Origin of the sequence: Isoptericola sp. NPDC056618, from assembly GCF_042792715.1 — a bacterium.
Lineage (GTDB): Bacteria > Actinomycetota > Actinomycetes > Actinomycetales > Cellulomonadaceae > Isoptericola > Isoptericola nanjingensis.
The window spans coordinates 82,428-101,738 of sequence record NZ_JBHTVZ010000005.1; the positions used below are offsets into that span (position 1 = coordinate 82,428).

Consider the following 19,311-nt stretch of genomic DNA (forward strand, 5'->3'; position numbering starts at 1 on the left):
AGCCCACCATGACCACGACGTCCCCGCAGCCCGGCAGCGCCCCCGCGCCCCCTCCGCCGGCGGCGCCCGCGCCGATGCCCGCGTACGACGCCGAGACCCTCGCCGCGGTCCTCGCCGTCCTGCCTGAGGTCGACGCCGTCGAGCTGAAGCTCACCGTGCCCGGCGCGGACCACCGCCGGGTGCTCGACAGGCTCGGGATCGATGCGCTCGACGCGACGATCCGCCAGGTCGTGTTCTTCGACACCCCCGCGCTCGACCTGTCCGCCGCGGGCCTCGTCGTCCGCGCCCGGCGCACGCAGCGCAAGGACGGCGACCTCACCGCGAAGCTGCGACCGATGCTGCCGGCGGACGTCCCGGCGACCGTGCGGCGGGCGGACGGCTTCAAGGTCGAGGTGGACGCGTCGCCCGCCGGCTTCACCTGCTCGTGCTCCGCGACGCGGCGGCTCCCCGACCACGACGTCCGGGCCCTGCTGGACGACGTCGGCCGCCTCCCCGGCCTGCTCGACCGCACGCAGCGCGCGCTCCTCGAGCCGCGCCTCCCGGCCGGGGTCACGCTCGACGACCTGCGCGTGCTGGGTCCGACGACCCTCCTCAAGGCGCGGTTCGCACCCGAGGGGCTGCCGCGGCGCCTGACCGCCGAGCTGTGGTTCCTGCCCGACGGCGACCGCGTCCTCGAGCTGTCCACCAAGGCGGCGCCGCCCGCGGCCTTCCAGGCGGCGGCCGAGACGAAGGTGTTCCTCGCGGGCCGGGGCGTCGATCTCGGCGCGCCCCAGGAGACGAAGACCCGGGCGGCGCTGGCCGCGTTCGCCGTGCGCTCCGCCGCGGTGTGACGTACGCGCGCCGTGACGAGGTGCGGGGGCACGAAAAAGCCCCCGGGTTGTGGACCCCGGGGGCTTGTTCGTCGCTGTCTCAACGAGTGTCCGGAGGGGGACTTGAACCCCCACGCCCGATAAAGGGCACTAGCACCTCAAGCTAGCGCGTCTGCCATTCCGCCACCCGGACGAGTGGACCTCGACAGCGCCTCGGCGCCGTCTCGGTGCGGGGAAAAACATAGCACGGCGGGGGCGTGCTCTCGCAAACCGCGACGTCGCCCCGCTGGTCACAGGCACGGGCGTCGGCGGCGGCGTGTAGCGTCCTGCCCGGCCCGGACCAACCGGTCAAGGGTGCGGAACTGGACAAGCACGACCGGACGGGAGAACGACGACGTCATGATGGGTGGGCACCACGCCGCGTCGGGAGCGGCCGCCTGGGTCGCGGTGACGTCGACGGCGCCGTTCGCGTTCGGCTGGCACCCCGTCTCCGAGGTCGGGGTGATGACCGGCGCGCTGGTCTGCGCGGGCGCCGCGTTGCTGCCCGACGCCGACCACCACAGCGGCACCATCGCCCACTCGTTGCCCCCGGTCTCCGAGGGCGTCTCCAAGCTCGTCGCGACCGTGTCCGGCGGGCACCGCAACGGCACGCACTCCATCCTCGGCATCGCCGTCTTCACCGCGATCGCCTGGGTGATGGGCATGGTCTCCGTCAGCACGGAGGCGTTCGGCGAGGTGCTCGTCGGCCCCGGCGTCATGGCGGTCCTGCTCATCGCGTTCGCCCTGCGCGCCTGGAAGGTGACGGGCGGCAAGCGCTGGTGGACCTGGACGCTGTCGCTGCTCCTCGCCGCGTGCGTGGCCGTCTTCGCGCCCGAGGAGTGGAACTGGATGCCGCTGGCCGTCGCCCTCGGCTGCACCGTGCACGTGCTCGGCGACCTCGTCACCACCGCCGGCGTCCCCCTCCTGTGGCCGCTGAAGTTCCGCTCCCCCTACTGGGTGCGCCGCTACCGGGTGCTGCCCTTCGACGACGTGTGGCGCGACGGCGGCAACATCTCGCTGCCCGTCCTCGGCGACGCCGGGTCGTGGCGGGAATGGGTCGTCATGACGCCGGTCAGCCTCTACGCCGTCGTCGGCGTGGCCTGGGCCGCCCTGGGACAGATGGGCTTCGACACCCAGCCGGTGTGGGACCAGGTCACCGCCTGGGCGAGCGCGATCGGCGGCTGACAGCCACGCCCCGTGACGGTCAGCGCGCCAGCGCGGCGCGCAGCCGGGCGTCCTCCTCCGCAGCACCGGGCAGGCCCAGGCGCGGGTCGTCGACGACGCGCCCGCCCAGCACGGCGTCGAGGTAGCGCCGGTCGGCGTCGAGGCGAGCGACCGCGGCCGCCGTGGGCGACCCGTGCCCCGGCACGACGACGGCGCACCGGGCCACGAACGGCGCGAGCCGGTCCAGCCCTGCGAGGAAGCGCTCGGCGCTCTCCTTCGCGCCCCCGCCCGCGATCTCGTCGAGCGGCAGCGGGAGCTCGACGTCGCTCAGCACGTCTCCCGCCACCAGCACCCGGCTGCGCGGCAGCCAGAGCGCTCCGTGCCCGGGGGCGTGGCCGTCGTGGACCACGAGCTCGGTGGGCGGCAGCACGCCGTCCGGGTCGGGGACCCCACGCGCGGTCGCCGGGACCGGGGCGACGCGCCCGAGCAGGTCGAGGACCTCGGCCGGGTGCCCGGCTCCCCCGTGACGCTCGGCGTCGGCGCGCGCCTCCGCCAGCAGGCGCGCGCGCTCCCGGCGCGCGACCCGCGCCGCCCGCGCCGTCGCCCAGCGCGGCACGTCGAGCCCGAGACGCGGGTGCCACAGCAGATGGTCGTGGTGGGCGTGCGTCGCGTACCCGGCGACGACCCGGCCGCCCCGGGCGTCCACCCCGTCGGCGACCGCCACCAGCTCGTCGGGCTCCCACGCCGGGTCGACCAGGAGCGCAGCGCGACCGCCGTCGCCGGACCCGGTCGGTGCGAGCACCAGGGTCGTCGTGGTGTGCAGACGGCGGGCGGTGCGGACCAGGACGTCCTCGACGCCCGGGCCACCCTCCACGACCGGCGCGAACCCCATCCCCGCACCCTACGCACCGAGAAGACGAAGAAGACCGAAAAAGACATGGACCGCCGTGACCCGCTCCTGCCATGCTCCCCGCAGGCGGCACGCGATCGGCGCGGGCCCGCACGCGAAGGAGGGCAGAGCGATGGACGACGTCGTCATGCGCGCCCTCCCGGAGGCTCTCCGGCGGGCGGACACCACCCGATCCTGAGGGGCCGCTCGAGCTCCTCGACCTGAGCAGGAGTCTCGCGTGCACCAGCACACCCCTTTCCCTTCCCTTTCTTCCTCGTCCTCCTTCGCCGCCTTCTCGGTCGCCTCGGACGGCGACCTCCCCGTGGAGCCCGGCCCCGACCAGCGGTGGTCCACCTGGACCTCCGTGACCAAGGGCCAGCGCGGCCCCGAGCCGCGGCCCGACTGGGTCGTCACCGCCGACGCCGCCCTCGACACCGAGCTCGGCGTGCTCAAGACCGGCAAGGAGGCGGACGTCTTCCTCGTCGAGCGCGCCGTGCCCGACGACCCGACCCGTCGCAGCCTGCTCGCCGCCAAGCGGTACCGCGGCCGCGACCACCGCCAGTTCCACCGCGACGGCGAGTACACCGACGGGCGGCGCGTGCGCCGCACCCGCGACCAGCGCGCCATCGAGGACCGCAAGTCCTCGTGGGGCAAGGCGGTCGCCGCGACCCAGTGGGCCGACGCCGAGTTCCTCGCCCTGTCCCGCCTGTGGGACGCCGGTGCGCCCGTGCCCTACCCGGTGCAGATCGACGGCACCGAGCTGCTGCTCGAGTTCGTCGGCCGGGAGTCGGCGGACGGCACGGCCGAGGCCGCGCCGCGCCTCGCCCGCACCCGGCCCGACCCGTCGCACCTCGCGGACTGGTTCGAGCAGCTGCGGCACGGCATGGGCGTCATCGCCCGGCTCGGGTGGGCGCACGGAGACCTGTCGCCGTACAACATCCTCGTGGACGGCCTCGGCGACGGGGCCGACGACGGCGGGCGGCTCGTGATCATCGACCTGCCCCAGGTCGTGGACCTCGTGGCCAACCCGTTCGGCGCGGACCTGCTGCACCGCGACTGCCGCAACGTGTGCACGTGGTTCGCGTCCCGTGGCCTCGACGTCGACCCCGACGAGCTCTTCGCGGACGTCTTCGCGCAGGCGTGGTGAGCGCCCGTCAGCCGCCCGCGCCGACGGAGCGGTCCGGGGCTCCGTCCTCCTCCGTGCACGTCACGGTCCGCCCACCTCGCGCCCGGGACGTCCCAGACCGTGCCCTCGCCGCAGTCCCCCGCGGTCATCGAGCCCTCGACGGCCGAGAGTGTGAACGTGCGTCCCGACCCGCCGTTGAACTGGAGGGAGAAGCCGTCCGGGCCGAAGACCCCGGCGGCGACGGCGGCTCATGAGCGCTGATCATGGCGCGGGGCTACCGTGAACGGATGGCGAATCCGACGGGCTCGTACGACGGCGAGGCGCTGTCCTCCTTCCTCGCGGACCTGGGCCTGGTGCTCGGCGCGGAGGACCTCGAGGCGGTGACCGACCGCTACGACCTGCCCGCCCTGCTCGTGGGCCAGGAGAGCTCGACCCTCCTCGCGTCGCCCGAGGACGTGCTCGACCTGTCCAGGAGCCGCCCGGTCGCCGCACGGGCGCGCGAGGCCGTCGCGGTGCTGCCCGAGCTGGTCGCCCTCGAGGAGGTCGGCTGGGGTCTGCTCTGGGTCGAGGTCCGCTGGTCCTACCGGGACGAGCTCGCGGCCGAGATCGCCGACGAGAGGTGCCGCTACCTCCTGCGGCGCGGGCGCGGGACCTTCGAGGTCTGCGTCGTCGCTCCCCTGGGCTGACCCCCCCGCCCTCTTCCGCTCGGCGTCGACGCATGGTTGTATATAAGCAACGACTTATACGAAGGAGGGTCGCCATGACCACCATCACCATCGACCCGGTCGCCACCGCAGGCCTCGTGGCGCGGGAGATCCGCAGCGGCGAGCGCGACGGCGCGCCGACGAAGATCGCCGTCGCCCGCCGTGCCTACGCCACCGACCGGGCCGACCTCTGGGACGCGGTCACGTCCGCCGCCCGCATCCCCCGCTGGTTCCTTCCGGTCAGCGGCGACCTGACGGTCGGGGGCCGCTACCAGCTCGAGGGGAACGCGGGGGGCACCGTCGAGCGCTGCGACGCCCCGGCGAGCTTCGCCGTCACCTGGGAGTTCGGCGGCTCCGTCTCGTGGCTGACCGTCGCCCTGACGGAGGACGGCGACGGCACCGTCCTCGAGCTCGTGCACGAGGCCGTCGTCCCGCAGGAGCTCTGGGACCAGTACGGCCCCGGCGCCACCGGCGTGGGCTGGGACCTGGGGCTCATGGGGCTGGGCCTGCACGTCGCGGACCCGACCGGCGCGATCGACCCGAAGGCCGCGGAGGCCTGGTCGCTCTCCCCCGAGGGCGTCACGTTTTCCCGGCTCGCCGCCGCGGGCTGGGCGGACGCCGCGATCGCCGACGGTGACGACCCGGACGCCGCCCGCGCGGCGGCCGAGCGCACCGTCGCCTTCTACACCACGGTGCCGGAGGCCTGATGCCGCACGCTGCGGCGTCGGCGGGAGCGCCTTCCGCGGCCCCGGGGGAGGTCCCGGAGGGCGAGCGGTCCGCGCCGCGGGGGCCCTTCGAGGCGCTGGGCGACCCCGTGCGGCGGCGCCTGCTCGAGCTGCTCGCCGGCGGCGAGCGGCCCGCCGGAGCACTGGTCGACGCGCTGCGGGCGGAGGCCCGCATCTCGCAGCCGGCCGTCTCGCAGCACCTGCGGGTGCTGCGCGACGCGCGCCTCGTCACCGTGCGCGCCGACGGCACGCGCCGCCTCTACGCCGTCGACGACACCGGGCTCGACGTCGTGCGCCTGTGGCTGGGGCGCTTCGGCGACCCGTTCGCCCAACCACTCGACGCCCTCGCGACCGAGGTCGCCCGCGGCCGTCGCGCGCGGCGGCGCGGGACCGGCGGCGCCGGCTCGAAGGACGCCGCGAGCGACGCCGGCTGACGGCGCACCCGGTCAGGCGCTCGGGGCGTCGGCCGGCCGTGCCGCCGAGGACTCCGCCCGGTGGCGCGGCTCGTGGTACGGCTTGGGCAGCTTCAGGTGCCGCTCGGCCAGGATGCCGCGCAGCACGTCGGGGGCGTCGGTGATGAGGCCGTCGACGCCGAGGTCGAGCAGGGACCCGATCGTCGCGGGGTCGTCCACGGTCCAGGGGACCACCCGCATCCCGGCGTCGTGGGCCGCGTCGACCAGCTCGCGGGTGGTGAACGGCACGTACCCGGGGTCGTCGACGCCGCCGCCCTGCGGATCGCCGTGCACCGGCGAGACGGCGTCGGCGCCGAACGACGCGGCCGCGGCGACGAACCTCTGCTGGAGCGAGCCGTCGAAGTCGTCGATGTCGAGGCCCCCGAGCCAGGGGGACGCGCCCGGCAGACCCTGCTGCAGGAACTGCTGGCCGTTGGTGAGGGCCACGAGGGGCAGGCGCGGCTCGACCTCGCGCATCCGCATCAGGGAGCCCCAGTCGAAGCTCTGGATCGTCACCTGGTCGACCAGGCGCGCGCGGCGCACCTCCCGGGCCACGACCTGCACGAACTGCTCGCGCGGCGCGGTCTGCTCCGGCGCGCCCGCCTCGACCTTGGTCTCGACGTTCAGCGTGACCTGGCGCGCCCGGTAGTCGTTCACCAGGTCGAAGACCTCCGACAGCAGCGGGATCCGCTCGCCCGGGTGCAGCTCCTGGCCGGGGAACTGCGGCTGGCGCAGGGACCCGCAGTCGACGGTGCGGACCTGGGCGAGCGTGAGGTCCTTCACGTACGTCGCCCCGGGCACGTACGGGTACTCCGGGTCGCCGGGGAACGCCGGCCCCGTGTCCACGCACTTGGCGGGGTTGAGGTCGCGGTCGTGGGTCACCACGGCGTACCCGTCGGCGGTGATCTGCACGTCCAGCTCGAGGGTGCTCACCCCGAGCTCGAGGGCGTTCGCGAACGCGGGCAGCGTGTTCTCCACCGTCATCGCCACGCCGCCCCGGTGGGCCTGCAGGTCGAAGGCCCGCGGGCCCCCGTGCCCGGGGCCATGGCCATGCCCCTGCCCCGCGACGGCCGGCGCGGCGCCCGCGGCCAGGAGGGCGGCACCGGCGAGGGCGCTGACGAGGACGGCGACGACGGGTCGACGGGTGCGCATGCGCCGAGCCTGCGCGCCCGCGGTGGCCCGCGGGTGGCCCCGCGACGGCGTGTCGCCGACAGCTCGGTGAACTCCCCGGGGTGGCCGGCAGGTTCCGGGGGCGTCATCGGAAGTCCCGCGACCGGGTGGACACGGGCAGCCGCAGCGGCGCGAGGTGCTCCGCGAGCAGGTTGACGGCGCCGTCGGCCTTCTCGACCCGGCCCCGGACCACCATCGCGGGGGCGCCGCGCGCCACGGTCCGGAAGCGGCGCCACAGCCCCGCCGTGCAGATGACGTTGAGCAGCCCCGTCTCGTCCTCGAGCGACAGGAACGTCACGCCGCCCGCCGTGCCCGGGCGCTGCCGGTGCGTCACGACGCCGCCCACCGCCACCCGCCGGCCGGGCTCCGTGGCGCACACTCCCGCGACGGTGAGCACCCCCGCCTTCTCCAGGCCCTCGCGCACGTGCTCCAGCGGCGACGTCGAGCCGGGCGTGATGCCGGTGGCCCAGGCGTCGGCGACGTCCGTCTCGACCGGGGTCATGCCGGGCAGCGTCGGGGCATCCACCCCGACGGACACGCCCGGCAGGGTGCCCGGCCCCTCCTGGCCGAGCGCCCCGGCGGCCCACAGCGCCTCGCGACGCCCGGCCCCCAGCCCCTCGGTGGCGCCCGCGGTGGCGAGCGCCTCCAGCTGGGCGGTGCTGAGCCCGACCCGGCGGGCCAGGTCGCGCAGGTCGCGGAACGGTCCGCGCTCGGCCCGCTCGGCGACCATCTGCTCGGCCAGGTCGTCGCCGATCCCGCGCACCGCCGACAACCCCAGCCGGACGGCCAGCGCCGGGTCGGGCGCCGGCCCGAAGTCGTCACGCCCGGAAGGCGGGGACGACGGTTCCGCCGAACGCTCCACGCCCGCCAGCGCCCGGGAGGCGTTGACGTCCGGCCGCAGCACCTGCACCCCGTGCCGGCGCGCGTCGGCGGCCAGCGACTGCGGCGAGTAGAACCCCATGGGCTGCGCGGCCAGGAGGCCGGCGTAGAACGCGGCGGGGTGGTGCACCTTGAGCCACGAGCTCGCGTACACGAGGTAGGCGAACGAGTAGGCGTGCGACTCGGGGAAGCCGAAGTCCGCGAACGCCTTGAGCTTGTCGTAGATCTCCTCGCGCACGGCCGGGTCGTCCACCCCCTTCGCGCGCATCCCGTCCATGAGCCGCCCGCGCAGCGCCTCCATCCGCTCCACCGACCGCTTGGAGCCCATCGCCCGGCGCAGCTGGTCGGACTCGGCGGCGCTGAACCCCGCGACGTCGATCGCCATCTGCATGAGCTGCTCCTGGAACAGCGGCACGCCCTTGGTCTTGCCGAGGGAGCTCTCCAGCAGCGGGTGCAGGAAGGTCACCGGCTCGCGGCCCCGCGCCCGCTCGATGTACGGGTGCACGGAACCGCCCTGGATGGGGCCGGGGCGGATGAGCGCGACCTCGATGACGATGTCGTAGAACGTCCGCGGCCGCAGGCGCGGCAGGGTGGCCATCTGGGCCCGCGACTCCACCTGGAAAACCCCGACCGTGTCGGCGGCGCACAGCAGGTCGTAGACCGCCGGGTCGTCGTCGGGCAGGCCGTGCAGCGTGAGCCGCTCCCCGGTGTGCTCCTCGATCGAGTCGAACGCGTACCGGATGGCGGTGAGCATCCCGAGGCCGAGCAGGTCGAACTTCACCAGCCCCGCGTCGGCGCAGTCCTCCTTGTCCCACTGCAGCACCGTGCGCCCCTCCATCCGCGCCCACTCCACGGGGCAGACCTCGATCACCGGGCGGTCGCACATGACCATCCCGCCGGAGTGGATGCCCAGGTGGCGCGGCAGCCGCAGCATACGGTCGGCCAGGTCGAGCACCGGGCCGGGGATCTGCCCCTCCTCCTCGGCCGACGGCGGGCGCTGCGCGGGCACGACGTCGTGGGCGTCGTCGGCGCGACGCACCTCCCCCTCGTCCGTCGCGAGCGGGTCGACGACGCGCCGGCGGCCCTGCGGGTCGCCCTGCCGATGGCCGAGCGTCGGAGACCAGTCCCGCCGGCCGGTCCCCGGCAGGTGCCCCTGGTGCGGGCGGTCACCACGCGGCCGGCCGGCTCCGGCCGGGAGCGACTCCGTCGGGCCCCACAGCGCTGCCACGCGCGCGTCCTTGGCGGCGGTGCGGTTCGCCGGCGTCCCGCCCCCGGACCCTGGGGGGCCCGAGGCCGCCCGGGCGGCCTGCGCCGCGGCGTCGGCCGCGGGGCTGACGGGGTCCGGCCCGCGGAGCGACCCCCAGCGCTCGATCGACTTGCTCCACGCGTCCTGCTGGCCGACGTCGTACCCGAGGGCGCGTGCGGCGTCGCGCACCGCGGACCGTGGCCGGTAGGAGATGACGTTCGCGACCTGCGCCGCGTGCTGCCGGCCGAACTTTCCGTAGACGTGCTGGATGACCTCCTCGCGCCGCCCGGACTCGATGTCGATGTCGATGTCCGGCGGCCCGTCCCGCTCGGGCGCGAGGAAGCGCTCGAACAGCAGGCCGTGCTTCACCGCGTCGACCGCGGTGATGCCGAGCGCGTAGCAGACCGCCGAGTTGGCGGCGCTCCCGCGCCCCTGGCACAGGATGCCCTCCCGGCGGCAGAACTCCACGAGGTCGTAGACGACGAGGAAGTAGCCGGGGAAGGTCAGGTCCTCGATGACGCGCAGCTCGTGGTCGATCTGCGCCCAGGCGCGCTCGTCGCCGGGGACGCCGGGTGCGGGCCGCGGGCCGTACCGGTCGGAGGCCCCCCGCCGCACCAGCTCGCGCAGCCAGCTGGCCTCGTCGTGCCCCGCCGGCACCGGGTAGGGCGGCAGGTTCGGCGCCACCAGGCGCAGGTCGAAGGCGCACTCCGCCGCGAGTCCCGCCGCCGCGGGGACGGCCCCCGGGTGGCGCCGGTGCAGGGCCCGCATCTCGGCGGCCGAGCGCAGGTGCGCGACCGGGGCACCCGGCAGCCAGCCGTCCAGGCCCTCCAGCGAGGAGCGCGCCCGCACGGCGGCGAGCGCGCCCGCCAGGTCCGCGTCGCGCGGGCGGGCGTAGTGCGCGTTCGCGGTCGCGACGACCGGCAGCCGCGCGTCGTGGGCCAGGGCGGCGAGCGCGTCGTGCAGGTCGGCGTCCCGCGGGTCGCCCGTCGCGGTGAGCTCGACGGCCACGTTGTCCCGGCCGAACGTGGCGACCAGCAGGTCGAGCTCGCGCCGTGCCGCGTCGACGCCGCCCGCGGGGGCGGTGAGCGCGCGCCGGACGGCCCCCTTACGGCACCCGGTGAGCACGAGCCACTCCCCGCCCGCCTCGGCCCCGAGGCCCTCGAGGTCGTACCGGGCCTTGCCCTTGACCCCCGCGTCCAGGTGGGCGGTCGCGATCGCGCGGGACAGGTTGCGGTAGCCCTGGTCGCCGCGCGCCAGCACCAGCAGGTGGGTGGCGCGCGGGTCGGGGACGCCGGTGGGCGGGTCGAGGACCGGCCGGCTCCCGGCCGTGCCCGGAGCCGCGCCGGGAGTCACGGGAGCCGGCAGGTGCAGCTCGGCGCCGAAGACCGTGGGCAGCCCCACCTTCCGCGCGGCCTCCGCGAAGCGCACCACCCCGTACAGCCCGTCGTGGTCGGTCAGGGCCAGCGCCTCCAGCCCGAGGCGCGCACCCTCGGCCGCCAGCTCCTCCGGGTGCGACGCGCCGTCGAGGAAGCTGAACGCCGAGTGCGCGTGCAGCTCCGCGTACCCGCTGGTCGTGGCCCTCTCATGACGGATGCTGCGGTTCCGCTCCTGGCGCGTGCCTCGTCCCTCGGCCCCCACCCTCCGCTGCACCTCCGTCTCAGTCATAGAACGCCTCCACCTGCCACACGCCGCCGGTCTGCGCCAGCAGCAGCGCCCGCCCGTCGTCGAGCACCGCCTGCAGGTAGACGCGGCGCGCTCCCCCGCCCGCCGCCCACCAGCGCTCCGCGAGCGGCCAGGGGCCCGCCCACCCCGTCACCGCGGCGACGTCCTGCGCCCCGTCCGCCCCGCGACCGCCGCCGCACGCGACGGCGGCGGGCTCGCCGCTCATCGCGAGCCGGGCGTCCACGACGACGTCGCGCCCCGCCGCGTCGAGCACCCGGGCGGGCACCGGCTCGCCCGGCAGCCCGGCGGGCGCGGGGCTGGGCAGGGCGCCCGGCCAGGGCAGCCCGGGGTCGCGGCCCGCGCCGCCCTCCGTGCCGAAGGGCACGAGCCGCACCCGGTCGCGGGGCCCGCGGCCGCCCTGCAGCTCCACCGTGAGCACGGCGTGCCCGCCGAGCAGCCCCTGCACCCGCCCGAGCGCCCGCCGGGCACGCTCGCCCTCGCCCGCGTCCGCGCCCCACAGGCCGGGCTGGTGGGTGGTCGCCGGGACGACGTCCTCCGCCGCCAGCGCCAGGTGCGCGATCGGCGCGACGACGGGGTCGTCCGCGCCGTCCCCCCGCCGGGCGGACGCCGCGGTCAGCCAGCCCTCGAGCTGCCACCGCACCCGGTCGGTGATCCGCGCCGCGCTCATCCCGCCGGCCGCGGCGTCGTCCGTGCGCCACACCCGCTCCAGCACGGCCCCCTCCCCCGCCTCCCCACCGACGTCGTCCCCGCCGAGGTCGACGCCCGCGGTGCGCGCGGTGATCCGCAGCCGCCCGCAGGCCAGCCCGCGCACGGCGAGCAGGTCGTGCAGCGCGGTGGCCAGGCGGCGCGCGGCGAAGGTCGCGACGTCGACCCGCAGGGCGGGCGGGTCGAGCTCCTCCGCGACGGCCAGGTCCTCCTCGACGCGACGCCGCGCGGGCGGGCGCAGGTCCTCGCCGCGGGCGAGCCGCTGCGCCCAGGCGCCGAGGTCGCCGAAGCGCGCCTGCACGCTCGCGGCGGGCAGGGCTGCCAGGTCGCCGAGGGTGCGCAGGCCGAGCCGCCACCACAGCCCGGCCGCCTCCCGGACGGCGGCCACCCCGGCCGGGTCGCAGACGGCGTGCACCAGCTCCCCCACGGGGCGGTCGGCGAGGAACGCCGCGGAGCCTCCCGAGGGCACGACGGCGTCCTCGCGCGCGGCGAGCACCGCCGCGAGCAGACCGTCGGCGACGCCCACCTGGCTCTCGTGCCCGGTGCGCGCGGCGACGGCGCCCACCAGGGCCTGCGCCAGCGCCAGCTCGGAGCCGTGGTAGCGCGCGGCCCCGCCCGCCGGCAGCAGGAGCAGCCCCGGGCGCGCCACCTCCAGGCCCGCCACCACCGTCTCGGCCGCGAGCGCCACCGGCTCGAACTCCCGCGCGTCGCGGGCGTCGTCGGCCGCCAGCAGCGCCACCTCGGGGCACCGCTCCTGCGCCTGCCGGCGCCGCATCCCGCGCCGCACCCCTTGGGCGCGTGCGACGGCGGAGACGGCCACGACGGTGTGCCCGGCGCCCGCCCCGCCGCCCGACCGGGCGCCGAGCACCGCCGCGGGGACGTGCGCGTCCAGCCCGGCGCCGACCAGCGCCGCCACCACCGGCCAGTCCGGGACCCACAGCACGGCCGTCCGCGAGGTCGCCCCGGACGAGGTCGTCGCGGACGCCGCGGGCACAGTCTTCCCGCCCGTCATCACGCCACCCGCAGCCGGGCGGGCGCGGAGGGGCCGTGCGCCCCGGCGCCCGGGACCGTGCCCACGGCGTCGGGGCCACCGACCACCCGCTCGACCTGCAGCGGCACGTCCACCTCGATCTCGACGGGTCGGGCGGCGGCCCCGCGACCGGTGCGCCGCACGAGCAGGGTGCGGCGGCGCAGCCAGCCCGCCCCGTGGTCCACGCCGGACCAGGTGCCGCCCCGCGCGTCGAGGGTGACGTGCGCGCCGGGCCACGTCGCCTGCGCCACCAGCACCGCGCCCCGCTCCCGGGCGCGCGCGGCCAGGCGGCGCCGGTCGGAGTCGAGCAGGGCGGCGCCCGGGCCGACGACCACCACGTCCATCCCGTCGAGCAGCGCGGCGAGGGCCGCCGGCGCGTCCGGGCCCGGGGCGGGGACGAGCACGGTCCGCCCGAGCGTGACCCCGGCGTCCGCGGCCGCCAGCATCCCGACGTCCGGCGTGCCGACGAGCGCGACCCACGCGCCGGACCGTGACGCCTCGGCCAGCAGCGCGAGCAGGAGCGTCGACGAGCCGCGGACGGCGAGCACCGTGCCTGCGGCCAGCCCGCCCTCGGGCAGGAGGGGTGCCAGCCCCGGGTGGACCGGCAGCAGGCGGCCGCCCGGCTCCGCCGCGCGGCCTCCGTCGGCACGCTGACCTGCGCGGGGGGCGGAGTGCGGGGTGGTGCGCTTCCCGGTGCGCTGCTCCGCCGCCCGCAGCGCGGCCCGCGCGACGGCGGCCCGGTCGACCGGTCGCTCGGGCTCGGGCTCGGGCTCGGACATGGAGCGGGCCGCGGTACGCGGCGGGGCGACGACCGTCATGCGACCTCCCCCCGATCCCGACGCCGGGCGACGCCCGGCGGACCGCGACCAGCAACGACCAGACGACGGCAGCACGACGACCATCGTCGTTCGAACGCTTGTTCGAACACTGTCAGTAGACGTCGTGCCGGCGCCCGCTGTCAACCGCGCAGGTCGGCCGCGCGGACGCCCGGCTCGTGTACGCTGCTCCCGACATACCGCGCAGTCGGTATGTCAGCCGGACGGGCTCCCGGGAGCAGACTGGGGCCCTCAGCGACGAGGAGGTCGACCGTGCAGATCGTGGGCGCCGTGCTGGACCGCACCGGAGCACCCCCGCCGTACGCCACCTCCGGGGCGCTGCGCACCAGCACGCTCGACCTCGACCCGCCCGGGCCCGGCGAGCTCCTGGTCCGCATCGAGGCCGCAGGGCTGTGCCACTCCGACCTGAGCGTCGTGGACGGCAGCCGCGAGCGCCCCGTCCCCCTGCTCCTCGGTCACGAGGCCGCCGGGATCGTGGAGGCCGTCGGCGACGCGGCGCACGACGGCACCGACGGCCCCGACGGCATCACCCCGGGGCGGCGCGTCGTCCTGACCTTCCTGCCGCGGTGCGGCGCCTGCGCCGCCTGCGCCACCGACGGCCGGCTGCCCTGCACGGCCGGCAGCGCCGCCAACGCCGCCGCCACGCTGGTCGGGGGCGCGGTACGGCTGCACCGCGGCCCGGACCCGGTCCACCACCACCTGGGCGTCAGCGCCTTCGCCACCCACGCCGTCGTGCACCGCACCTCCGTGGTCCCGGTGGACGACGACGTACCCGCCGACGTCGCCGCCCTGCTGGGCTGCGCGGTCCTCACGGGCGGCGGCGCCGTGATCAACGCCGGCCGGCCGGCGCCCGGCGACCGCGTGGCAGTCGTCGGCCTGGGCGGGGTCGGGATGGCCGCGCTGCTCGTCGCGCTCGCCCTGGGGCACGACGTGCTCGGCGTCGACCCGGTGCCCGCCAAGCTCGACCTGGCGCGCCGCCTCGGCGCCACCACCGCGCGCACCCCCGACGAGGCGCTCGACGCCGGCGAGCGGGCGCCCGTCGTCGTCGAGGCCGCCGGGTCGGCGCGCGCCTTCGAGACCGCGCTCGCGCTCACCGCGCCCGGCGGCACCACCGTGACGGCCGGGCTGCCCGGCCCCGACGCCCGCGCGTCCGTCGCGCCGCTGACCCTGACAGCCGAGGCCCGCACGGTCGTGGGCTCCTACCTCGGGTCGTCCGTGCCGAGCCGCGACATCCCGCGGTACGTCGACCTCTGGCGCGCGGGCCGCCTGCCGCTCGAATCACTCGTCTCGGCCCGCATCGGGCTCGAGGACCTGCCGGCCGCCCTGGACCGGCTCGCCGCCGGCGCCGAGCTGCGCCAGCTCATCACCTTCGACGAGAGGACCACCGCATGACCGCCACCGCCGACCCCACCTCGCGCGTCGCCGTCGTCACCGGAGCCGCCCGCGGCATCGGGGCCGCGACCGCCCGCCGGCTGGCCGCCGACGGCCACGCCGTCGCCGTCCTCGACCTCCTGGAGGAGCAGGCCGCCGCGACTGCCGCCGACATCGTCGCCGGCGGCGGTCGCGCGATCGGCCTCGGCGTGGACGTCGCCGACGCCGCGGCCGTCGAGGCCGCCGTCGCGCGCGTGACGGACGAGCTCGGCGCGCCGACGATCCTGGTGAACAACGCCGGGATCCTGCGCGACAACCTGCTGTTCAAGATGTCCGAGGACGACTGGGACGCCGTGCTGCGCGTGCACCTGCGCGGCGCGTTCGTCGCGACGCGGGCCGTGCAGGCGCACATGGTCGCCGCCGGCTGGGGCCGCGTCGTCAACCTGTCCAGCACGTCCGCTCTCGGCAACCGGGGCCAGGCGAACTACTCCGCCGCGAAGGCCGGCATGCAGGGGTTCACCAAGACGCTCGCGATCGAGCTGGGCAAGTTCGGCGTCACCGCCAACGCCGTGGCGCCGGGCGTCATCGCGACGGACATGATCGCCGAGACCGCGGAGCGCATCGGCATGACGCCCGAGGAGTTCCACGCCGCGGCGGCCAAGGACGTCCCCGTAGGCCGCGTGGGCCGGCCGGAGGACATCGCCGCCGCGGTGGCGTTCTTCTGCTCCGAGGAGGCGTCGTTCGTCTCGGGCCAGGTGCTCTACGTCGCCGGCGGGCCGAAGGCGTGACCGCGGGCATCCAGGTCTCCTCCCCCGCCGCGCTGGCCGACGCCGTGGGGCAGAAGGCCACGGGCGAGTGGTTCACGATCGCGCAGGAGCGCATCGACGCGTTCGCCGACGCCACCGAGGACCTCCAGTGGATCCACGTCGACCCGTGGCGCGCCGCCGACGGCCCGTTCGGCACGACGATCGCGCACGGGTTCCTCACCCTGTCCCTGCTGCCCCGGCTGGCGTCGTCGCTGGTCGAGGTGGGCGGCGTCGCGATGGCGATGAACTACGGCCTGGACAAGGTGCGGTTCCTGCACCCCGTCCCCGCCGGCTCGCGCGTCCGCGCGACGACGGAGCTCACCGGCGCCGAGACCGTCGCCCAGGGTGTGCGGCTGGCCTCGACCGTGACCGTCGAGATCGAGGGGATCGACAAGCCGGCGCTCGTCGCGCAGACGCTGGCGCTGTACGTCCCCGAGCGATAGGCGGTGCCCCCCGGACGGCGCGCCGTCCGGGGGCACCGGGTCGGGCAGGATGACGCCATGACGACGAACCCGCAGGTCGCCCCCGGTCCCCGCACGCGCGAGCAGCGCCGCGCCGACACGCTGGCGATGCTGACCTCCCCCGTGCGAGACGTCTGGGTCGCCACGGCGTCGACGGCGGCCGACGGCCAGCCCGCGCCGTACCTGGTCCCGCTATCGCTGGCCTGGATCGACGACCGTGTCGTCCTCGCGCTCGAGGCGACGTCGCGCACGGGCCGCAACCTGCTGGCCACGGGCACCGCGCGGCTCTCGCTCGGGGCGACGCGCGACGTCGTCATGATCGACGCCGACCTCGAGCGCTCGGTCCGCGTCGCCGAGGCGCCGCCGGAGATCGCGGAGGGCTATGCCTCGCAGGCGGACTGGGACCCGCGCCCGGGCGGCGAGCACGACGTCTATCTCGTGCTGCGGCCGCGGCGCGTCCTGGCGTGGCGCGAGGTCGACGAGCTCGCCGGCCGCACCCTCATGCGCGACGGCGAGTGGCTCTGAGCGTCGCCGCCCGGCACGGGCTCCCTCGACGTAGCGATCCGTCGTCGTCACCGCCCGGAAGCGGCAGCGATCGCTACGTCGAGGGCGCCCCGCGCTACGCGACGCGCTCCAGCACCATCGCCATGCCCTGCCCGCCGCCGACGCACATGGTCTCCAGGCCGTAGCGACCACCGGACACCTCGAGGCCGTTGATCAGCGTGGACGTGATGCGCGCGCCGGTCATGCCGAACGGGTGGCCGACGGCGATGGCGCCGCCGTGGACGTTGAGCCGCTCGTCCTCGATGCCCAGCTCCAGGGCCGACGCGATGACCTGCGCGGCGAAGGCCTCGTTGATCTCGACGAGGTCCATGTCGTCGATCCCGAGCCCCGCGCGGGCGAGCGCCTGGCGGCTCGCCCCCACCGGGCCCAGGCCCATGATCTCGGGCGACAGGCCGGTGACACCGGTCGACACGATGCGCGCCAGCGGCGTCAGGCCGAGCTCGTCGACGACGCGGTCGGAGACCACGACGACGGCGGCGGCCCCGTCGTTGAGCGGGCACGCGTTACCCGCGGTGACCGTGCCGTCGGGGCGGAACACCGGGTCGAGCGCGGCGAGCCTCTCGACCGTCGTGCCGGCGCGCGGGCCGTCGTCCGCGGACACCACCGTGCCGTCGTCGAGCGTGACGGGCGTGATGTCCCGCGCCCAGAAGCCGTCCGCGATCGCCGCCTCGGCGCGCTGCTGGCTGCGCGCGGCGAACTCGTCCTGGTCGCGGCGCGAGATGCCGCGCAGGTCCGCGACGTTCTCCGCCGTCTGCCCCATGGCGACGTACGCGTCCGGCAGGGCCCCGAGGGCGCGCGGGTCGGTCCAGGTCCCGGCGCCGCCGACGGCGCGCTTCGCCGTGCGCTCCAGCGCCTCGGCGAAGCGCGGGTTGGTGAGGTCGACGCCGGGGATCTCGTCGCTCGACCCGACGGCCATGCCGCTCACCGACTCGACGCCGGCGGACACGAAGACGTCGCCCTCCCCCGCCTTGATGGCGTGGAACGCCATGCGCGTGGTCTGCAGGCTGGAGGAGCAGTAGCGGGTCACGGTGGTGCCGGGCACCGGGTCCCAGCCGTTGAGCACGGCCACGACGCGGGCCATGTTCATGCCCTGCCGGCCGCCGGGCAGGCCGCAGCCCAGCAGCAGGTCGTCGATGCGCGCCGGGTCGAGCCCGGGCACCTGCGCGACGGCGGCCTCGACCATGCGCGCGGCGAGGTCGTCGGCGCGGACGTCCTTGAGCGAGCCCTTGTGCGCGCGCCCGATCGGCGAGCGCGCGGTGGCGACGATGTACGCCTCGGTCATGTCGTGTCTCCTTCGGGTCGGTACGAGATGGGGGCGCCCGGGCGGCTCAGACGAACGCCGCGTGGCCGGTGATCTCGCGGCCCACGATGAGGTTGTTCATGTCCCGGGTGCCCTCGAACGTGTACACGGCCTCGGCGTCGGCGAAGTACCGCGCGACGCCGGTGTCGAGCGTGATGCCGTTGCCGCCGCAGGCCTCGCGGCACAGCGCGACGGTCTCGCGCATGCGGGTGGTGACGAACGCCTTGGCCATCGCGGCGTGCGCGTCGCGCTGCGTCCCGGCGTCCTGCAGCTGGGAGACGCGCACGCACACGGCGAGGCTCGCGGTGACGTTCGCGAGCGCGGTGGCGAGCTTGTCCTGGATCAGCTGGTAGCTGGCGATCGGGTGCCCGAACTGCTCGCGCTGCCGCGTGTACGCCACGGCCGCCTCGTAGGCGCCGATCATCGTGCCGAGCGACTGCCAGGACACGCCGTCGCGCGTCACGCGCAGCACCTGGGCGACGTCGCGGAAGCGGTCGATGCGCTGCAGCCGGTCGGCCTCCGCGACCTGGACGCCGTCGAGCTCGATGTCCGCGTTCTGCACGATGCGCAGCGACTGCTTGCGCTCGATCTTGGTGGCGGTGAAGCCCGGCGTCCCCTTCCGGACGAGGAAGCCCTTGACCTGGTCGTCGGCGGTGTCCTTGGCCCAGATCACGACGACGTCGGCGAACGTCGCGTTGCCGATCCAGCGCTTGGCGCCGTGCAGGGTCCAGGTGTCCCCCTGGCGCGTGGCGGTGGTGCGCAGCCCCTTCGCGGTGTCGGAGCCGGACAGCGGCTCCGTGAGGCCGAAGGCGCCGATGACGTCGCCGCTCGCCATCGGGGGCAGCCACTGCGCGCGCTGCTCGGGCGAGCCGCCCAGGCCGATCGCGCTCATCGCGAGCCCCGAGGACACGCCGATGAAGGTGCAGAACGAGGAGTCCACCCGGGCGAGCTCCATGCCGATCCAGCCACGGAACACCGCCGAGCTCTCGAACGGCGCGCACTCGGGCCACGCCGCGCCCACCGTGCCCAGCTCGGCGAACGGCTTGAAGAGGTGGACGGGACACTCCGCGCGCTCCCAGTAGTCGTCCGCGAGGGGGCGTACCTCGCGCTCCATGAACTCGCGCACGGCGAGCGCCGCCTCCTGCTCGCGGGGGGTGAGCAGGTCCTGGAAGCCGTAGAAGTCGGCGTCGAGCGCCGCGGGGCGGGTGGTCCGGCCGGTGGTCGGGCCGGTGGTCGGGCCGGTGGTCGAGGTGGCCGGGGAGGTGAACGTCATCGTTGCTCCGATCGTCGTCGAACGCGACCAGTGTGCACCCCCGTGCATCATTTTCCAAGATGTTGCACGAGCCTCGTCC

17 protein-coding genes and 1 tRNA gene are annotated in these 19,311 nt (G+C 76.2%); 10 read left to right on the top strand and 8 right to left on the bottom strand.

What is annotated here, in order from left to right:
- The first annotated feature begins 8 nt into the window (after positions 1–8).
- Positions 9–830, top strand: coding sequence for a hypothetical protein (locus ACFQ8T_RS09015; RefSeq protein WP_430546202.1), 822 nt, complete (start codon positions 9–11; stop codon positions 828–830).
- An 87-nt stretch (positions 831–917) separates the two neighbouring features.
- Here the strand turns inward: ACFQ8T_RS09015 and ACFQ8T_RS09020 are convergent.
- Positions 918–1,002 (bottom strand) — tRNA-Leu (locus tag ACFQ8T_RS09020).
- A 206-nt stretch (positions 1,003–1,208) separates the two neighbouring features.
- Between ACFQ8T_RS09020 and ACFQ8T_RS09025 the strand changes: the two genes are divergently transcribed.
- On the top strand, positions 1,209–2,033 hold the full coding sequence (locus ACFQ8T_RS09025; RefSeq protein ID WP_430546203.1) for a metal-dependent hydrolase: 825 nt from the start codon (positions 1,209–1,211) through the stop codon (positions 2,031–2,033).
- Between the two features lie 19 nt (positions 2,034–2,052).
- Here the strand turns inward: ACFQ8T_RS09025 and ACFQ8T_RS09030 are convergent, their stop codons facing one another.
- A complete protein-coding gene (locus ACFQ8T_RS09030) occupies positions 2,053–2,904 on the bottom strand; it encodes an MBL fold metallo-hydrolase (RefSeq protein ID WP_430546204.1) in 852 nt (283 codons plus the stop codon).
- Positions 2,905–3,223: 319 nt separating this feature from the next.
- On the opposite strand from ACFQ8T_RS09030, the gene ACFQ8T_RS09035 reads away from it, so the two are divergent.
- From ACFQ8T_RS09035 to ACFQ8T_RS09050, 4 genes are all read left to right on the top strand, one after another.
- The gene (locus ACFQ8T_RS09035) at positions 3,224–4,048 is read left to right on the top strand and encodes a serine protein kinase RIO (protein ID WP_430546205.1); all 825 of its coding nucleotides are present in this window, start codon (positions 3,224–3,226) and stop codon (positions 4,046–4,048) included.
- Positions 4,049–4,314: 266 nt separating this feature from the next.
- On the top strand, positions 4,315–4,713 hold the full coding sequence (locus tag ACFQ8T_RS09040; RefSeq protein ID WP_430546206.1) for a hypothetical protein: 399 nt from the start codon (positions 4,315–4,317) through the stop codon (positions 4,711–4,713).
- 74 nt (positions 4,714–4,787) lie between these two features.
- Positions 4,788–5,438 (top strand): SRPBCC family protein, encoded by a 651-nt coding sequence (locus tag ACFQ8T_RS09045; RefSeq protein ID WP_430546207.1) that lies wholly within the window; start codon positions 4,788–4,790, stop codon positions 5,436–5,438.
- The gene (locus tag ACFQ8T_RS09050; RefSeq protein WP_430546208.1) at positions 5,438–5,890 is read left to right on the top strand and encodes an ArsR/SmtB family transcription factor; all 453 of its coding nucleotides are present in this window, start codon (positions 5,438–5,440) and stop codon (positions 5,888–5,890) included. Before ACFQ8T_RS09045 ends, ACFQ8T_RS09050 begins: the two co-directional genes overlap by 1 nt.
- Before the next feature lie 12 nt (positions 5,891–5,902).
- On the opposite strand, the gene ACFQ8T_RS09055 is transcribed toward ACFQ8T_RS09050, so the two are convergent.
- The 4 genes from ACFQ8T_RS09055 to ACFQ8T_RS09070 form a co-directional block, all read right to left on the bottom strand.
- On the bottom strand, positions 5,903–7,060 hold the full coding sequence (locus tag ACFQ8T_RS09055; protein WP_430546209.1) for a glycerophosphodiester phosphodiesterase family protein: 1,158 nt from the start codon (positions 7,058–7,060) through the stop codon (positions 5,903–5,905).
- 103 nt (positions 7,061–7,163) lie between these two features.
- Positions 7,164–10,868: an error-prone DNA polymerase gene (locus ACFQ8T_RS09060; RefSeq protein ID WP_430546210.1), complete on the bottom strand. Its 3,705-nt coding sequence runs from the start codon at positions 10,866–10,868 to the stop codon at positions 7,164–7,166.
- On the bottom strand, positions 10,861–12,603 hold the full coding sequence (locus tag ACFQ8T_RS09065; protein ID WP_430546211.1) for a DNA polymerase Y family protein: 1,743 nt from the start codon (positions 12,601–12,603) through the stop codon (positions 10,861–10,863). The genes ACFQ8T_RS09060 and ACFQ8T_RS09065 overlap by 8 nt, the downstream gene beginning before the upstream one ends.
- Positions 12,603–13,439 carry a hypothetical protein gene (locus tag ACFQ8T_RS09070; protein ID WP_430546212.1) on the bottom strand — a complete coding sequence of 279 codons (837 nt, stop codon included), beginning with the start codon at positions 13,437–13,439 and terminating at the stop codon, positions 12,603–12,605. The genes ACFQ8T_RS09065 and ACFQ8T_RS09070 overlap by 1 nt, the downstream gene beginning before the upstream one ends.
- Before the next feature lie 270 nt (positions 13,440–13,709).
- Between ACFQ8T_RS09070 and ACFQ8T_RS09075 the strand changes: the two genes are divergently transcribed.
- The 4 genes from ACFQ8T_RS09075 to ACFQ8T_RS09090 are packed head-to-tail and all read left to right on the top strand — an operon-like array spanning position 13,710 to position 16,620.
- Positions 13,710–14,849, top strand: coding sequence for a zinc-binding dehydrogenase (locus ACFQ8T_RS09075; RefSeq protein ID WP_430546213.1), 1,140 nt, complete (start codon positions 13,710–13,712; stop codon positions 14,847–14,849).
- Entirely contained in the window at positions 14,846–15,616 is a 771-nt protein-coding gene (gene fabG / locus ACFQ8T_RS09080; RefSeq protein WP_430546214.1) for a 3-oxoacyl-ACP reductase FabG, read from the top strand. The genes ACFQ8T_RS09075 and fabG overlap by 4 nt, the downstream gene beginning before the upstream one ends.
- Entirely contained in the window at positions 15,613–16,077 is a 465-nt protein-coding gene (locus tag ACFQ8T_RS09085; protein WP_430546215.1) for a MaoC family dehydratase, read from the top strand. The genes fabG and ACFQ8T_RS09085 overlap by 4 nt, the downstream gene beginning before the upstream one ends.
- A 57-nt stretch (positions 16,078–16,134) precedes the next feature.
- Positions 16,135–16,620 (top strand): pyridoxamine 5'-phosphate oxidase family protein, encoded by a 486-nt coding sequence (locus ACFQ8T_RS09090; RefSeq protein ID WP_430546216.1) that lies wholly within the window; start codon positions 16,135–16,137, stop codon positions 16,618–16,620.
- Positions 16,621–16,714: 94 nt separating this feature from the next.
- On the opposite strand, the gene ACFQ8T_RS09095 is transcribed toward ACFQ8T_RS09090, so the two are convergent.
- A complete protein-coding gene (locus ACFQ8T_RS09095; RefSeq protein ID WP_430546217.1) occupies positions 16,715–17,941 on the bottom strand; it encodes an acetyl-CoA C-acetyltransferase in 1,227 nt (408 codons plus the stop codon).
- Between the two features lie 46 nt (positions 17,942–17,987).
- Positions 17,988–19,232 (bottom strand): acyl-CoA dehydrogenase family protein, encoded by a 1,245-nt coding sequence (locus tag ACFQ8T_RS09100; protein ID WP_430546218.1) that lies wholly within the window; start codon positions 19,230–19,232, stop codon positions 17,988–17,990.
- Positions 19,233–19,311 lie beyond the last annotated feature (79 nt).

What these genes read in the sequence shown, in the direction of transcription:
- ACFQ8T_RS09015 (WP_430546202.1), top strand. Translation starts at nt 9, where the DNA reads ATGACCACGACGTCCCCGCAGCCCGGCAGCGCCCCCGCGCCCCCTCCG.
- ACFQ8T_RS09025 (WP_430546203.1), top strand. Translation starts at nt 1,209, where the DNA reads ATGATGGGTGGGCACCACGCCGCGTCGGGAGCGGCCGCCTGGGTCGCG.
- ACFQ8T_RS09030 (WP_430546204.1), bottom strand. Translation starts at nt 2,904, where the DNA reads ATGGGGTTCGCGCCGGTCGTGGAGGGTGGCCCGGGCGTCGAGGACGTC.
- ACFQ8T_RS09040 (WP_430546206.1), top strand. Translation starts at nt 4,315, where the DNA reads ATGGCGAATCCGACGGGCTCGTACGACGGCGAGGCGCTGTCCTCCTTC.
- ACFQ8T_RS09045 (WP_430546207.1), top strand. Translation starts at nt 4,788, where the DNA reads ATGACCACCATCACCATCGACCCGGTCGCCACCGCAGGCCTCGTGGCG.
- ACFQ8T_RS09050 (WP_430546208.1), top strand. Translation starts at nt 5,438, where the DNA reads ATGCCGCACGCTGCGGCGTCGGCGGGAGCGCCTTCCGCGGCCCCGGGG.
- ACFQ8T_RS09055 (WP_430546209.1), bottom strand. Translation starts at nt 7,060, where the DNA reads ATGCGCACCCGTCGACCCGTCGTCGCCGTCCTCGTCAGCGCCCTCGCC.
- ACFQ8T_RS09060 (WP_430546210.1), bottom strand. Translation starts at nt 10,868, where the DNA reads ATGACTGAGACGGAGGTGCAGCGGAGGGTGGGGGCCGAGGGACGAGGC.
- ACFQ8T_RS09065 (WP_430546211.1), bottom strand. Translation starts at nt 12,603, where the DNA reads ATGACGGGCGGGAAGACTGTGCCCGCGGCGTCCGCGACGACCTCGTCC.
- ACFQ8T_RS09070 (WP_430546212.1), bottom strand. Translation starts at nt 13,439, where the DNA reads ATGACGGTCGTCGCCCCGCCGCGTACCGCGGCCCGCTCCATGTCCGAG.
- fabG (WP_430546214.1), top strand. Translation starts at nt 14,846, where the DNA reads ATGACCGCCACCGCCGACCCCACCTCGCGCGTCGCCGTCGTCACCGGA.
- ACFQ8T_RS09090 (WP_430546216.1), top strand. Translation starts at nt 16,135, where the DNA reads ATGACGACGAACCCGCAGGTCGCCCCCGGTCCCCGCACGCGCGAGCAG.
- ACFQ8T_RS09095 (WP_430546217.1), bottom strand. Translation starts at nt 17,941, where the DNA reads ATGACCGAGGCGTACATCGTCGCCACCGCGCGCTCGCCGATCGGGCGC.
- ACFQ8T_RS09100 (WP_430546218.1), bottom strand. Translation starts at nt 19,232, where the DNA reads ATGACGTTCACCTCCCCGGCCACCTCGACCACCGGCCCGACCACCGGC.